20 protein-coding genes and 1 pseudogene are annotated in these 15,535 nt (G+C 37.7%); 2 read left to right on the forward strand and 19 right to left on the reverse strand.

All coding sequences use genetic code 11. The features are described 5' to 3' along the window. The first annotated feature begins 105 nt into the window (after positions 1-105). Positions 106-420, forward strand: a complete 315-nt coding sequence (locus tag B5771_RS23810; RefSeq protein WP_140417704.1) for a hypothetical protein — start codon at positions 106-108, stop codon at positions 418-420. Positions 421-644: 224 nt separating this feature from the next. On the opposite strand, the gene B5771_RS06130 is transcribed toward B5771_RS23810, so the two are convergent. Together B5771_RS06130 and B5771_RS06135 are read right to left on the reverse strand one after the other, a co-directional pair. Next, complete coding sequence (locus B5771_RS06130) at positions 645-1,958, reverse strand: cell wall-binding repeat-containing protein (RefSeq protein ID WP_088186742.1); 1,314 nt, start codon at positions 1,956-1,958, stop codon at positions 645-647. Between the two features lie 22 nt (positions 1,959-1,980). After that, entirely contained in the window at positions 1,981-2,454 is a 474-nt protein-coding gene (locus B5771_RS06135; protein ID WP_088186743.1) for a winged helix-turn-helix domain-containing protein, read from the reverse strand. Positions 2,455-2,815: 361 nt separating this feature from the next. On the opposite strand from B5771_RS06135, the gene B5771_RS06140 reads away from it, so the two are divergent. Beyond that, on the forward strand, positions 2,816-3,247 hold the full coding sequence (locus B5771_RS06140; protein WP_088186756.1) for a hypothetical protein: 432 nt from the start codon (positions 2,816-2,818) through the stop codon (positions 3,245-3,247). A 56-nt stretch (positions 3,248-3,303) separates the two neighbouring features. On the opposite strand, the gene B5771_RS06145 is transcribed toward B5771_RS06140, so the two are convergent. The 17 genes and pseudogenes from B5771_RS06145 to B5771_RS06225 all read right to left on the reverse strand — a co-directional run bounded on the left by B5771_RS06145 (position 3,304) and on the right by B5771_RS06225 (position 15,071). Next, on the reverse strand, positions 3,304-4,068 hold the full coding sequence (locus tag B5771_RS06145) for a DUF4367 domain-containing protein (RefSeq protein WP_088186744.1): 765 nt from the start codon (positions 4,066-4,068) through the stop codon (positions 3,304-3,306). A gap of 6 nt (positions 4,069-4,074) precedes the next feature. Then, positions 4,075-4,584: a sigma-70 family RNA polymerase sigma factor gene (locus tag B5771_RS06150; RefSeq protein WP_242966761.1), complete on the reverse strand. Its 510-nt coding sequence runs from the start codon at positions 4,582-4,584 to the stop codon at positions 4,075-4,077. 1,260 nt (positions 4,585-5,844) lie between these two features. Then, positions 5,845-6,450 (reverse strand): annotated as a pseudogene (locus tag B5771_RS06155) (transposase); the annotation flags it as partial. 132 nt (positions 6,451-6,582) lie between these two features. Beyond that, entirely contained in the window at positions 6,583-6,777 is a 195-nt protein-coding gene (locus B5771_RS06160) for a YwbE family protein (protein WP_088186745.1), read from the reverse strand. Between the two features lie 335 nt (positions 6,778-7,112). Next, complete coding sequence (locus B5771_RS06165) at positions 7,113-7,367, reverse strand: hypothetical protein (protein ID WP_348982937.1); 255 nt, start codon at positions 7,365-7,367, stop codon at positions 7,113-7,115. Positions 7,368-7,561: 194 nt separating this feature from the next. Further along, the gene (locus tag B5771_RS06170; RefSeq protein ID WP_088186746.1) at positions 7,562-8,107 is read right to left on the reverse strand and encodes an AAA family ATPase; all 546 of its coding nucleotides are present in this window, start codon (positions 8,105-8,107) and stop codon (positions 7,562-7,564) included. A gap of 257 nt (positions 8,108-8,364) precedes the next feature. Then, on the reverse strand, positions 8,365-9,057 hold the full coding sequence (locus tag B5771_RS06175) for an amino acid racemase (RefSeq protein WP_088186747.1): 693 nt from the start codon (positions 9,055-9,057) through the stop codon (positions 8,365-8,367). 340 nt (positions 9,058-9,397) lie between these two features. Beyond that, entirely contained in the window at positions 9,398-9,622 is a 225-nt protein-coding gene (locus B5771_RS06180) for a hypothetical protein (protein ID WP_088186748.1), read from the reverse strand. Between the two features lies 1 nt (position 9,623). Continuing rightward, positions 9,624-9,947 (reverse strand): heavy metal-binding domain-containing protein, encoded by a 324-nt coding sequence (locus tag B5771_RS06185; protein ID WP_088186749.1) that lies wholly within the window; start codon positions 9,945-9,947, stop codon positions 9,624-9,626. A 276-nt stretch (positions 9,948-10,223) separates the two neighbouring features. Next, complete coding sequence (locus B5771_RS06190) at positions 10,224-10,403, reverse strand: hypothetical protein (RefSeq protein WP_088186750.1); 180 nt, start codon at positions 10,401-10,403, stop codon at positions 10,224-10,226. A gap of 322 nt (positions 10,404-10,725) precedes the next feature. Continuing rightward, positions 10,726-11,055: a hypothetical protein gene (locus tag B5771_RS06195; protein ID WP_088186751.1), complete on the reverse strand. Its 330-nt coding sequence runs from the start codon at positions 11,053-11,055 to the stop codon at positions 10,726-10,728. Between the two features lie 227 nt (positions 11,056-11,282). Beyond that, positions 11,283-11,621 (reverse strand): SHOCT domain-containing protein, encoded by a 339-nt coding sequence (locus tag B5771_RS06200; protein WP_242966762.1) that lies wholly within the window; start codon positions 11,619-11,621, stop codon positions 11,283-11,285. Positions 11,622-11,764: 143 nt separating this feature from the next. Further along, positions 11,765-12,304 carry a cysteine hydrolase family protein gene (locus tag B5771_RS06205; protein ID WP_088186758.1) on the reverse strand — a complete coding sequence of 180 codons (540 nt, stop codon included), beginning with the start codon at positions 12,302-12,304 and terminating at the stop codon, positions 11,765-11,767. Between the two features lie 208 nt (positions 12,305-12,512). Continuing rightward, a complete protein-coding gene (locus B5771_RS06210) occupies positions 12,513-12,761 on the reverse strand; it encodes a helix-hairpin-helix domain-containing protein (protein WP_088186752.1) in 249 nt (82 codons plus the stop codon). A gap of 80 nt (positions 12,762-12,841) precedes the next feature. Continuing rightward, on the reverse strand, positions 12,842-13,399 hold the full coding sequence (locus tag B5771_RS06215; RefSeq protein WP_088186753.1) for a hypothetical protein: 558 nt from the start codon (positions 13,397-13,399) through the stop codon (positions 12,842-12,844). Positions 13,400-13,882: 483 nt separating this feature from the next. Beyond that, a complete protein-coding gene (locus B5771_RS06220; RefSeq protein ID WP_088186754.1) occupies positions 13,883-14,368 on the reverse strand; it encodes a C-GCAxxG-C-C family protein in 486 nt (161 codons plus the stop codon). A 268-nt stretch (positions 14,369-14,636) separates the two neighbouring features. Continuing rightward, a complete protein-coding gene (locus B5771_RS06225) occupies positions 14,637-15,071 on the reverse strand; it encodes a hypothetical protein (RefSeq protein ID WP_088186755.1) in 435 nt (144 codons plus the stop codon). Positions 15,072-15,535 lie beyond the last annotated feature (464 nt).

Here is a 15,535-nt window from a genome sequence, read left to right on the forward strand (position 1 = left end):
CCTCTCTTCCAATCTGATTTTAGCAGGAAGCAAGAGAGAGAAAAAGTCCGAATTTGATACACTTCTGAAATCTGTAATATTACCAGTGAGATCAATGATTTAATTGTGGTAGAGGCTAAACTGCTGGAGCTTATCCGCACTCTCCACAACCTCGACGACGATGATCTTGTTGACCATTGGCTAATTTTGGAGTATTCTTGGGAATCATTACATCGACCCAAAATTCATGGAGTAACTAACCGACAAGTGTCCGGATACTGCCGGAACGCCGTCCGGATAATTCCGGTTTGGTGTCCGGATGTTTCCGGAATCACTGTCCGGATACGCCGGAATACGCATCCAACCACCTATCAATTGTTAACCATTTATCTATACTACGAGATTTCAATAGATAAGAATAACCAGCGAGTCAACCTATAAACGTGCAGCTTCCTTATAAATTATTGGCCTATATCAAGGCGTCTCGGAGGTTTCCTGTCAGACTAGGCCGACTATTATTAGCCAATAATCAGAGTCTTTCCCCTTTTGCGCCTCTTAGGCTTTGTGGGATTATTTCTAGATGCAATTAAAGCATTTACCTTTATTTTAGTTCTTGATTCGATAATAGAGTATTCTGTTACTTAGAACTATGACCATGATCTAACTTACTTTTCGATTACATAAGTTGGGTCAATCGATTTTAAATAAGTATCAATTTTTTTGCAATCTAACGTGCTTTTTAGAATAGTATAGTAATTTTTGTTTATGATCATCGGATCGACAAAAGTTATATCCATTACTTCTTTATTATTGATATAAAATACAGCTTCATGGATCCACCCCGTGGAAGGCTCTGGGTTCTTCGCTTTCTCGATTATATATCCATCTAAATAGTTCATAAACGTTTTAATATCTTGTTTATCTTCAATTGTCAGAGGTTTATTTAATCCACCTCTTCCATCATAGAAAACAATTTTTGTTATATCTTGGGGATCTACATTGGTTACATCTCGAATAGTTTTTTCTTCATAGTTAGTACCGGATGAAGCAAGAATTGCCTCTTCTTTAACCAGCCCCCCAAGTACAACTATGTTATATTTTGTAATTTCATGACCATCTAAATAATTTTTTTGTAATGTTGAATTATCACTAACCAAAAGCAACGGGTTACAATTTATACCCGCTAAACCACAACCTGATAGCCCATCGTCAAAATAGTCGCCTGAAGTTAAATAAATAGTATTTAGATCCATTTCACTCTTGAACTTATCAAGAACAGCCAGATTCCTCTGGTATTTATCCTGTCCATTTATTTCTTCAACATTAGGAAGTTCATTTGCTAAACTTTTATCTAATGAAGAACCTACGCCAATAAGATAGGTTTTAGATATATTGTGAGTTTTTACATAGTCTCTTACTACATCGGGCAGTATGTTGTGCGGGATCAATATAATTGGCATGTTTCTTTTAGCTGCTATAGGTGATATCGACATTGCATCCGCAAAATCTTCACCTGTTACTATGGCGACTTCATTGACATTATCGAGATGATTGGCAACAACTATACTGGTGTCATATTTGTCTTGTCCGTATAATCTTGTCGTGTTTATACCTAATGAGGTCAATTGATTTTCCACAGAGGATGAAATAATACCCGTACCTCCAATGATAATAATATGAGTAATTTTCAATTGTTGTATTACATTTAAAGTATCTTTTGGGATAGAATTACCCTCAGTCAAGAGTATTGGTGCATTATATTTTTTGGCTAAAGGTGCTGCAATTATAGCATCTGAAAAACTTTTACCATAAGCCAAAATAGCGTAGTTCGACTGCTTCCAACCATTTTCCGCAACCATAGCAGAAGTAGCGTACCTATCTACACCTGATAATTTTTTCGTAGTTGCGTTAGCATTATTCGGAAAGTAAAACATTATGATCCCGGCTAAGATAATTAATAACGTAAATTTAGTTTTCATTTCATTTCTCCCTTTCAACTTATTAGCAAATTTGGATTTCCCTCAGTTCAAGGACTTCTAACTTTAATGCAGATATTTCACAGATTGCGGGTAGAACAAGTGAGAATTTACCTAAGAGTTCACTTGCACTTCTTAATTTTTTGAAGTTAATTGATAAGCTTTCGTCTTTAACTACTGATATTTTCTTAAATGAAGTATGTATCCACGTGATCTTATAGTCATTAGACAATGGGGGTTTTGGGGATCCATCTTCAAGATACTTTCGTAAATAATTTATATAAACATAAAGGCTATTAAGACTTATATAGTCCGATCCCCAAACAAAACGAATTAAATCCTTACTGTATACGATTTTTTCTATGTTTATGGCTAAATAATATAGTATTCTGAACTGAATACGCGAAAGTTGTATTGGAACGTTATCTTTTATAATTTGTTCCATGTCAGTATCTAGGATAATGCTTGCTCCCAAAGAAATAGAAAAACTATTTTGCATATAACTCTTATTCTCCTTCGCAATTGAGATATAACAAGCTCGTGCTTTCTAGCTATTATTAGAGATTTTGGTAACCTCCTTTTTCATTATTTTATCCCTTCTCTTTATTAGAGGTTTCTTCTGCCAAAAAGGTTACAAGTATTTTAAGACCTTAGCATATTTTTAGAGTTAATAATGTATTCTCCTTGTATTTTATTAGGCGTATATAAACAAAAATGGCCCCCTTATCATCAGGGAGGCTCACTTTTTAAAATAGCTAACGACTTGATAATAAAAAAATATTGCAAATGGTTCGTAAAAGTTGTAACCTTTTCTGCTACCAAACACTCTATAATGTAAATACTGAAAGGGGTCATGAATGATGAGAAAACTAATACCTGTACTTCTAGTTATCTTTATGTTAATGTCGGTCCAATCAGCTTTTGGAGAAACGTTATCTGAACAAAATAGTATGGCGGTTGCTGTGCCCAATGTTTATCAAAATATTTCAGATGGACAATGCACAATCGTAAATAATGGTGGAGGAGTCATCAATATATCTGGCTGGACTTCGACTTACACTGCTGTTACGCAAGTTGGGGTACAACTCAATATTCAATATTTATCGGGTGGTCAATGGTATACATTAAATAGCTATAGCTATTATAGCCCTAATTCAGCCTACGTCTATGGAGGAAAGTCATTGTCGGTATCTAAAGGATATTATTATAGAGTTTTAGCAAATCATACGGCAATAAAAGGCTCCTTAAGTGAACGTGGTCAATCACACTCTGAAGCAATCTATGTGCAATGATAATCACAAGTCATAGAGAATAGGAAACACCACGGACCCATATAGGATTCGTGGTGTTATTTTATGGAATTTGCGATCTTGGTGATCTCTTCCTCCGTTATAATACCGTGTATCTGTAAAACAAGGCCGCGCTCTTGCCAATCTAAAAGATTCACGCCATTTTTACTCATAAATAAAATTGCCGGACTTCCGTTAATTGCAATATCCTTAACTTTGGTATCATCAGTATCATATAATGAACCACGGGAAGTACTGTTGGCGCAATTTTGCTGGTTAAATATAACGACCTCATCATTCACGTTGTACTCAATAGAAACCTGATAAACATCCCCCCCCAAAGAGGTGAGCAATATTCGTTGAGTTTTCGTTTCTGGAGGAAGATAGCTTGGAGTAGCCAACTTAAAAGGTATTGATGCTTGAGCTTGTTCGAGAGTAACTTCTTTTTCTGTATTTTCGCTTAGGTCTTGTAACTTTGGCTTGCCGAGATCCGTTGGTTGGCTGTACGTTTCAGTTTTGTCTTGAGTGGTCTTGCCAACGATATAATTGAAGAATTCGGCAATCTTTCCCCCAAGGGCATTTGCATTGCTAGGGTATAGAAAGTTCAATGAAACAACAGATATAACAATCGCTGCAGCTGTAATAAGAACTCTTTTTCGAGTCTGATGATTCTTGTACTGTTTAGGAATCTCGTCATTGTCTATAATGCGTTGTTTAATCTTCTGCCATTGACAATCGACGTCTGGAACTTCAATGCTGGAAGTCAACTCTTTGGACATTTGGTCTGTTATTAATTGGTCAATCTCTTTTTCTGATAAGGCCATTGAGTTTCAACCTCCTATAGATTTAATATCGTTATCCATTAGTTCGCGAAATTTCTCCTTCGCCCTATGTAATCGCACTTTTACGTTTGATATATTAATGCCTAATAGAGTTGCAATTTGTTTTAGGGGTAAATCTGCATAATATTTCAGCACTAAAATTTCGGCATCCTGTTGTTTGAGTTTATTTAGGACGTTGTTTATGTCCTCTTTTAATTCTATATTGTCTATCTTATCTGGAAATCCTTTTGTATCTAGAATTGAGGTAATTGTACTTTTATTTCTATCCTTGATCATTCGTTTTGCTTCATTGAGTCCAATTGAAATAACCCATGATGTAAATTTTTCTTTTGAGCTTAGTTGATCTAGTTTACAATAAGCTAATGCAAATGCTTGTTGAACTGAATCTTCAGTTACTAACTTATTGTTGGTATAAAAATAAATGGCTCGGTAAACCTTCTCATAGTTTTGCTTAACAAGTATTTCGAATATATCGAGGTTAATACCATTATCTTTCAATTTTCCACCCCCTTTAAGTTATTCTCTGATCATTAGACAAACCCTTCAAATCTCTCCAAAGATATTAACTAATTATTAAATAATGAAATAGGAATAAGAATAAACAGACAGAAAGTACAATAAACATTCATTTATTGTACTTTCTGTTTTACTAAAGACTTTATATTTTGTTTTTGCCTTCTTTGCCCAAAGATAAGTTATTCAGATAATAAATAACATAGATATTTCAAAAATATTAGCTACTAGTTATGCTAATTATTGTTTTTTATTTAAGACTTAGTAGATATATGAAATATACAAAAAGTAAATTTTCATTATGCATATGAACTAAGTTAAAAGTCCTCAAAACATTTTAGTTTACCTTAAAGTAATTTAAGAATTTCGACATTTTTCTCCAAAGGACTTTGAAAGAATAAAAGAGAATACTGAAATCAATCAATGGCCATTGATTACTTGGTCAGGTACTATGAGGAAAATTTCAAGGGAGTGAAAACCATGAAAAGATCAAAACTATTTTCAAAAATCCTGGTACCATTCTTAGCTCTATCTGTTATCATGACTTCAAATCTCGTTCCTGTACAAGCCGCAACTCAACCTTCAATTGATACTTCGTTAAAAGCAATTGCCGAAAATGCTCCTCAGAGTGTTCTGGGAAGCGATAAAACGGAATGGTCAAGTGTTAGTATTGTCAACAATTTACCTTTATATGATTTTGACAACAAGTTAATCGCGTACAGTTTAGACTTAAAAAGCAACATAGATAATGAAAAAGCATACGTAATTGTAAGCACAAGTGAACAAGATGAACCAATCTTAGAGTTTGCGAAAGGAGCATATTCTCCATACGATAAGATAACCGGCAGAAACAAAGCTTGCATTTATGATGGTGTGACAGGTTATTATTCACATGACTTATCTTCCGGAAAGTACCATGATTTTCTGATAAATCAGGATTTAACGGATTCAGATGTCAAAGGTCATATAACAAATTTGATAAATAAAAAATACATTTCCAAAAGGCCAGATATAGCCAAACAAAGTCGAGCAAGACTAACTCAAATACCCGCAAAAGGTTCAAATATGACTGCAACTCCTAACGCAACAACTCCCCCCGGAGTAGTGTTGAGCTCAAAAATATTAAATGTGCCTGATTATCAATGGTATATGGGTTGTTCTCCTACTTCGGCAGCAATGGTATTGAAATATACATTTACCTCATATTTGACGAGCCTTTTGCGCTTCTATCGTCTTGAAATCAAGAGGGAGTTGAGCTTCGATTTTCTTCTCAAAAAGGGGGCGATTCTCTTCCAGCTCCTGTTGTTCTTCCAGCCATTTCTCACGTTCCGCTTTAGGTTTCCGTCCGCGTTTTTTGGGAGATGGCTTGACTGAACCCTCTTCTTTCTTTTTCTCAGGCAGTCGATCTCTCGCTTCAATATGAGTAGCATCGATTGCGACAACATTTCCATCGATAAAACCCTCTTGGAACGCTTGAGATACTAAGTCATTTTGAATTTTCCCTAAAGCAGACGAAGAATGGATTTTTTGTATCATCCGAGAATAGGAAGCCTCACAAGGAACTGAGTCCGCTAAAGTAAATCCGCAGTCCAAACGAAATTCTAAGCTGTTTTTAAGCCGCCTTCGTAAGTCTTTGATCGTGGGAATTCTTTCGATGACTCGAATGAATAGAGAGTAGATCATAGCTGAATAGTTAAGTTGTGCTGGAGCTCCAAGGAATGCCTTTTTTGAAACGGCCATTAACAACGGAGTTATATCCAGCGGATCAAGAAGGAGGGGGTAGGATTTTTTTGGAGACATTTCTAAAATTTCTTCCAAGGAAAATAGACTTTCTTGGCGAATATTAAACATTGGGAGTTCTCCTTTCAACCTCTCGGTGTTTGCTTAGACACTTACACTTTCGAGATTTTTGGGAGGTACTCCTCTTTTTGTGGGTAAAAAGTCCGCTTATAGCAAGCGATGTGAGTTGTGAAATTAACACGTTTAAGAGAGAATTTGCTTTACTCGACCCACTATTCCACTCTCTAGGCGAACTTTTATTCCATGAGGATGAGTAGGCGAATTAGTAAGAATGTCTTTAACAACACCTTTAGTTAATTTTTCCGTCCTTTGATCTTGTTTTTGAACTATAAAAACGTGTGCACCTTGCCTGATATTTGCACGATTATTTCCATCCATTACTATGACCACCTACATATCGCTTATTTTATTTAACCTCCGGCAACCCTACACCCAACAGACCCATGCAACCCAACCCATCCCCCACACCACCTTCCCATATCCGCTAAGTAATGACATCCATCCTGCGGGATTGAAAGAGTTCGGTGGGTTTGACTGGGGGCTGGGGTTTATGGGAATTTGGGGGTGAGATTAGCTGGAGCGGGGCGAGGTGACGGTGGAGGAAATTGAATATCGATTAGTAAAATTAAATCAGGCCATTAGTTTTAATTCCATAAATCTAGTCCCTTTAATTGGATTATAAACGTAAGGCTCAATATCGTAAAACCCGAATTTCATGTATAAATCTTGCGAAGGGCAATACACCCTGCTTCTCTGCAATCAACTAAAGCTAATATTAAAACTCCATCAGGGGGACCATACTTTCCCGGTAAAGTGTTGAATTCTGTTTCGAAGTCTTGGAAAGTAAGATCTATAGTGAGCGATTGAGAATACTCTAAAAAAAGTTGTTTGACTTCTTCAAGTCTATCTAGGCCAGTTATAATCTTGAATTGTATAACATGGTTCTGATAATCAACCGTTGTTGTCATAAAAATATAATCCTCCGATTTGAACCTTTTGTGATTTGCCCATCACCTACAATTCCCTTTTGACTATCCCACCACCTTCCCAGTTCGGTGAACGCCTTTGGATAGGTGAGGGCATCACGCAGCATTGGGTGTTGGGGTCCCAATAATACGTCTATTCAAGACCTCCGCACCACCCAACACTGAAGAGATAAAGATCAAACCCTTTCTAGTTTTCTAATAACAATGTTCATTCGTTCTTCTACTGTCTTGTCCCCTTCTATTTTTAAAACTGGACAGGACAATTTAGAAAGCCAAATATCATGTATGGCCTTACTTCTCATGTTAGTTCCAGCTTCATCATATTGCGAAGCCCACTCCACGAACTCTTTATGAATCCGATACATTTTCCCATCTTTTTCTATTTCTTTACCATATCTTTGTCTTTCTCTTTCCATTAACCTTTCTATCCGGATCTCTTTCGATAGTGATAAATAGACTACTAAATCAAAATATGGAATAAAAATATCGCCCCAGCCACATAATGAGCCGGACAAAATCCATTTGGTTGTTTTTTCTAAATCTTTTTTTAAAAGCTCTTGACGCTCTTCGACATTTCTTTTTTGCGTAAATGGAACTTCTGTAGGAACCCAAAAATAATTATCCGTATCAAAATGAATATAACCTAATTTTTGGGACAAAGCCGCTGCAAGAGTTGTTGTCCCCGAAGCAGATGCTCCTAAAATATGTATTCTTTTCATCATAACTTATATCCCTTTTATTTAATACTTTGTGACCGAAAAATACAAATAGGGGTGGACCTAATACCCCCAGGGAGGTCTTTGGGAAAACGTGGTTCAGCCCATCCACTCATCCTCCCACACTTCCCCAGTATCCACTAGTCAACCACATCCCATCCTGCGGGATTGAAGGAGTTCGGTGGGTTGACAGGGGTTTATGGGGATTTGGTGTTGAGGGTAGCTGGGTGGGCGTGAGATGAATTTGCTTCAAGGTTGTTGGTTTATTGGCTAATATATCTCTTAACTGTAACCTGAGCCAGAGCCTCAGCTGAATCAATTATATTAACGTCGCTTTTAGTTTTATTTTTTATTATGCTTAAGTCTGTACAAGCAATAATAATGGTATCTATAGAATATTTCTCTGCCTCAGAAATAAGTTCATTCCAATCCGAAATTATCTGATCTTCATTTTCCTTGATTTTAATCATTTGAATTATTTTATTAATTTTCTCTTGCCAACTAGTTTGGAAAACGAATTTATACCCTGCTGAAATAATTCCCTTTTGATAAATTTCCGAACTGAAAGTTGTATCAGTGCCAAAAATAGTTACTGACTGAGATCTCGGGGGTAAAGAATCAATTGTCACATTAACAATGTTTAGTAAAGGAACATCTATTGATTTTTCTAACTCGTCGAAATATATATGTGCGGAATTACAAGGCATAACTATGAAATTTACTTCAGTTGATTCAAGTTTTCGAAGCCCTTCAATTATTGTTTCCTTCATTTTAGTATGATTGATTGGACGGTCAATAAAGAATGGGGTTGGAAGTGAGTAAATCATAATTGGTGGGAAATCTTCGTCATATATAGCACCATATTGAGCTTTACATTGATCAATAACCAATTCTAAAAATGGGGCTGTGGACCGTGGTCCCATTCCGGCCAATATTCCGATCAAACGTTTTTTCACCCTTATTTCCTCCAAATTGTAGTATCTTAGTGATTGTCATGTCATGTATCCCTCGCCGGGTCGGCCGGAGGAATTTCACGACTAAAAAATATCCCCGCTATCCTGAACGGAATACTGCCGCGATAAGTTGTCCGCCAACTAACGAAATTGGCGTCCGGGCCAGTCCTAACCGACCTCCTCCAACTTATTCCTAATTATACCACTGTACCAGGACAAATTGTAAAAATCCAGAGCAACACGCCCTGGATTCGCAAAGCCGTTTAGATTATTTAGGTTTTCGTGAGTGGCGATTTTTAGGTTTCCCCTAGCAATGGAGGCCTGACCTAATAATCGAATCAACTTAATCTTCGTGGTAATATCTATTTCCCGATTGGGGATTGTAATAGACTCTAAGTTTTTTACCGCTTACAGGGTCAATGAAAACTTCATCCGTAACTACGTAACAATTGGGAATTTCTCTTCCATGATTCCTTCGATAGCGTTTATCCCAAATAAACCATGAAAGTAATGCAATAATGAGTAGTCCTCCATAAATTAAAAAATTGAAACCCAAGACTATTCCCATGCTAATCTTCTTTCTCCACAACTACTGCAGTCCCATAGGCGACAATCTCACTCATTGTCTGTCCAATTTCGCTAGAATCGAATCTCATCATGACAACCGCGTTTGCGCCCATGGCTTGGGCATTCACAACCAACCTGTCAATCGCTTCTTTTCGGGTGTCCTCCAGCAATGCTGTGTATTCATGGATTTCTCCGCCAACTAGACTACGCAACCCTGCTACCACATTTCCACCTAATCCCCGACTTCGAACAACAACTCCAAATACTTGGCCTTTAACATCAATGACTTTGTACCCTTTGATATTCTCAGTGGTAACAATTAGCATATTTTCGCCCCCTCATAAATTTTTAATACTATTTTGCTTCATGTCAACCCAATACATGTAATGATTTTGTGCAAATTTCATGTAGAACTCTATACTCCCATCCAACAGCATCCCTCCATCTCACCGGTTTCAGTTATCAAATAGCTACGTTCATCCCATTCAGCGGGATTGAAGGAGTTTGGTGGCTTTGACTGGTGTGCTGGGTTTTATACGAGGCGGCTAATTCTTCATTGGATATGAATAGAACGTCCATGAGGGCGTTCTACTATTAATTAATTAAGTTGGAGCAAGTATCTTTTCTTCCTCGCTTCTTACAAAAGTATGACATACTTCACATTGATAATTTTTAGTTACAACCGTAACTGCTTTTCCATCTGTGTCGATAGATTTATTCTCAGTTGAAAATATCACCATATTTCTAGCGACTCCACATCGAGGACATAGTTCATTTGCCATAATCAACCCTCCTCCGAGACTTTGAACTTGATAGATCTTTATGATAAATGATATACTCCATTTTCTTGCAAATCAAGCAAATAACTAATAATTCCATATGCCACTCTAACCCACACTCCGATCCAACCGCCCCACTTCCCTCATATCCACTAGGCAACCACATCCCATCCTGCGGGATTGAAGGAGTTCGGTGGGTTGAGTGGGCTGGGGGTTTATGGGGATTTGGGGGCGAGAGATAGCGGGAAGAGCAGTGTGTTGGAGGCGATAATGTTCCGTGGAATACCGCTGATTTAATGATATTACAACTTAGCTAAACATGATATTAAGCTTCACCGTAATATTGTGCATAATACAGAGAACCCTTTTTAGTTACTTTTACATTAATTAAATGGTTTCCTGATGTATCGATCGGGGGTCTCGTTAGCGAATAAATTTTTGTGTTTTGTAATTCCAGACTATTTCTGTCTAATTCAGTTTGAAATTGATTCACTACAATTCCTGTGGTCAAAGCACAAATTGGATGCTCCGATAGAAACAAATACGTTCTTATTGCCATCTGTGGTGTAGAGTGAGCCTGGGATGCAACATACCATGTAAAAATAAAGCAAACAGTAATAAACGTAATGACCGCAACAACGAGTTTTCTTTTCAAAGTATGCCCCTCCGCGTATCTTTATTTCCCCACCACGCAGCTCCGCATCATGTGCCGCATCTCCCCCACCTTCCCCTATCCACCAAGCAACCACATCCCATCCTGCGGGATTGAAGGAGTTCGGTGGTTGACTGGGGGCTGGGGTTTATGTCAAAGGCGGGGATTTGGGATTGATGGGGGCGAGAGGGCTGTGGTAGCTAATATTAAAAAATCAGACATAAGCCTTTCTACCATTCTGATTTCATAATCTCAGTACGTTTCTTCTCAAACTCATTTTCATTAATCAATCCATCTTCTTTAAGCCTATTTAGCTTCCGAAGTTTCGCTTCAAAATCATCTTCTCTATCTGTCGAATTAACATCTATTTCCCATGAAGCAACACCCTTATTACTAAAGAAATTAAGAGCGTGCATGCCTGCAATTGCTAAGGCAAATAATGTCCATATTAGTCCGAACGTACCCATCATTGGCATCAAAGAAATGCCAATGACAACAAAAACGGCCCCGGCAATCATACCTACTAATGACTGGGATTTACTAGGTTTAACCCTAACTCTTCTGGACAATTCAATCCCTTCTCGCAAATCAAGATGAGTACATCTACTAGTCTTCTATATGTTGCAAAATATTCCTCTTATTCTAGCAAATATTACATGTAAAAAACCGGAGGGGGCAGGATTTGGCGATAAATGTCTTTGGAATGCAGCTTTCAAGTTGGCATGGCTAATAGTCTTTTAACATCCTCAACTGATATGACTTCTGCGAATCGTTTATTCCAAATCTTATAGTTATAAAACTCATAAAGTTTCTCACCGGATAGATAATCATTATCAAATGTTGTATTTGTTTCTTCGGGTATAATTATTTTGTAATCTTGATCAAAAGCGCTTTTACAAGTAGCGTCAATGCAATATTCTGTTTGAAGCCCAACCAATATTATTGTATCAACATTCTTCTTATCCAAATATTCCTTTAAACCAGTTCTGCGAAAAGCGCTGTTGTAATGTTTTTCGAAGATCAATTCATCACCATTAGGTGACACTTCATCATAAATATGCCATCCATGTGTCCCATTCTCAAGTTCTGTACCCTTTCCATCATCATGTCGCACGAACAAAACTTCTTTTTGGTTATCTCTTGCAGTTATGATTAGGTTTTTTATATTTTCTATTACTCTTTGCTCGTTATAAGGATGCTCATCAATCAAAGCATTCTGCACATCTACCACCAACAAAACTATGTTACTCATTTTTTTGCTCCATTCTAAAAAATCGCTCATATTATGCATCCCCCTCCACCTTCCCGTATCCACTAGCTAAGCACATCGCATCCTGCGGGAGTGAAGGAGTTCGGTGGTTTTTACTGGCGAGCTGGGGTTTATGGGGCTTTGAGGGTTAAGTATTAGCAGGGCTGCGGGTTAGTATGTCATGTATGTAATTCCTGATTTTTCCCGGTGATCAATCTTTCCAGTTCCACCATTTAAGCTTTTCAGGCTCATGAATTTCATTTTCAGCAAAATACACAGCGCAACGAAATACATACAATTGACATCTGTCCACCTTGCACCCCTTAATGTCGCAATGCCTATCATACATGACTTGCGGATCTTGCCCTTTTAGAGATTCGATGCTGGTGTAACCCATCTCAATCAAATCTTGTTCCGTTGCTTTCCCTACACCCGGAATCTCTTTTAGATTTGTTTTCATTGATAATTCTCCATACTTTATTTACATAAGTATCTGAATTCGTGGCGGGCACATATTCAATAAACGATACAGTATACTTTTCAAGCCCTTACCATCTTTTTAAATAGTCCATCTACCTCTTCTTTTTGATCACTGATAACTTTCAAAATAGCAGTTTGGAAAAAGTAATACTCTTGATACTCAATTTTTAAAGTAGCGAAACCTCCCTTTGTTCCCATCCATTTAAATGCTTTTATCGCTCCCCAACGGATTAGACGATTTCCTGTCCAAATCCCGTTTCTCATCAAACCCTTCGTGAGCGTGTTTTCCATAAATATACCATATGAAAGTTGTAACACAATCAGGATGAGCCATGGTATTGCAATCCTATGCTTCCCGAAATAGCTTACGACAACCAAAAAGATTGCTAATAAAATAAAAATAATTGTAGCGGCACGTATTCCTGGCATATTGGTCGGGGCTTTTTCTAAATTTATAAGCGGACTCCCCATCTTTTTATATTTTGTCCGTGTATAGATAACCATTGCTAATATGATAGGAACCAGAACCAAAATACTTAAAATAAAATCCTCGGAGTAAGAGCGAGAAATATCTGTAATAATCAAAGTTACAATATATGCAACAATAAAATTAAACATTTGATACCCTCTTTTCAATCCGGATAAAAATTCTGCATCTCCTGCCTGTAAACACTAAGACTGATTCTATCACACTCATCGCACATCCTAGATATATTACATGTTAATAATTCAAGTGCCCAGAACGCTCTTGGAATTAAACGTCCCTCCATCTCCCCGGTTCGGTGAGCGCCTTTGGATAGGTAAGGACATCACGCAGCATTAGCTGGTTGGGTTCCTTTTCCTCCAACCTACCTCCGAAAGAAACCTTCTACAGTCCCCCCCATCTCAACCACCAGCTAGACTTTATCCGGCGGATATTTCTTCTTGAGGTTAGCGGAGCGCGTATGGTGAGTGGTGGAGATTGGGATGGATGAGATGGCCGAGATTGGATCTGGATTATTCTGATGAAATAATATAATCACTAAGAACGTCTTGAACACTATTGGCAAAGGAATCAGCCGCACCCCAATTAAAATTTAAAATCATACCTTCTGAACAGTGTCACCAACACATATGTAAACGACCATGTTTCCCAAGACAGCCACCCCGGCGAGGTTGTAGCGGGAGTAAAATCTTGAAATCAAGATATTTCAGCGTGAACGAAATTGCCTTCTTAGTAATCTCTTCGCATAAATGTGGTGGATTGTCTGGCTTAAATCCTTCTGGCCTTAGGTCTCTACAATTTAAACATCCAAACTCGTCTTCAAATCCCTTTGCAAAATTATTGCATTTCTTTACTATATCCTCAGGTTCAAGTCCTTTTTCTTTTCCTTGAATTCCAATAAACATTAATGCTCCTGCAACTAATCCACACTGTGCCCCATACCGGCCTGCTCCGGGCATCCCAATTGCTGCATCAAGAATTTGTGAGTTCAAATTAATATGAAATATTTCCGAAAAAATTAGTAATGATGTAGTCGCACAGTTCAAATCATCATTCCAATATAGGCTGTAAACTCTTTCATTTATATACTCCCGATATTGCATATCTAACTCCCTTTATGACTCCATATAATTGTCATTTCAAGTAATCTTACAGGGTAAACAGCTATCTTTCACCATCAACCCAGGGCAATTGTATTATTCCAATCACCCTCACATATACAAACGATCCGGTTAACCAAGACAACCACCCCGGCGGGGTTCGCCAATGTATGCGCTTCGAGAACGGTTCGGGGGCGAGTGAGGACTTGGGGTACGGCTAGTAGCTACAACCCCGGAGATTCTTTGCTTATATATTCTATGAGTTGATTCCTTATCCTGCTGTAATGCTTTTTTCCTTAGTTAAAGTTACACGCTTTAATGACGATAATAAAACGTAGCCACACACAATACCACTGATATCATAGACTCGTGTATCCGAAAAAATTAACCGATACCAATCAAATTTGTATAGAAATGGATTGTTCAACAATAGACTGAAATTAAAAACTAATGTTGGAACTCCGACTGGTAAAAGCATTTGCCAATCAATAATCCATTTTCCTTCTTGTTTAAAACTTGAAACCAATCCCGGCACTGCCAAAAGCATACCTATCACTATTGGGAAGCACGCAATAAATACATATGACGAATATAGTTTAAATGTCCTACCAGCTTGTATCTTTAGATACTGTCCATACTTAACACCCCAGTAAATTGCAATTCCAACAAGCAGTGTGTACAACAAATAACACATAAACCTTTTCACAAGCATCTTCCTTTCCATTTACCTTATTGATTCTACTCATCAAGATATTTTCTAGGCCCAGATTATTTGCCTCTAAAATTACTTTCAACATCTTTCCCCGATTCCCTCCCTTAACAGCATGAATATTCCAAGTAAACACAAAAATGCCAGACCGTCCAAACAATCTGGCTGTAGATTACTGTTTACTTTGTCTGCGTAGGTCAAAACCCATTATCCCTTAACATAAATTGCCACACGTATATGCATAAATTACATAAAACCCACTTTCACAGTCTCAAGGCACACCCTTGACACTGTGGTGCATTATTTGGCATTTTTAGGTTGTTTTATCGCGAACAATAACGATAGGTAAGGCTTTGATGTTATCTCCGCCTTTTCCCCCGTTCCACACCGTGCATGACAGTTTCCCATCACACGGCGTTCCATCACAATCAGTAGTTAATCTAATTTGCATATTTTGCAAC

Origin of the sequence: Desulfosporosinus sp. FKA, assembly GCF_002196785.1 — a bacterium.
Taxonomy (GTDB): Bacteria; Bacillota; Desulfitobacteriia; order Desulfitobacteriales; family Desulfitobacteriaceae; genus Desulfosporosinus; species Desulfosporosinus acididurans.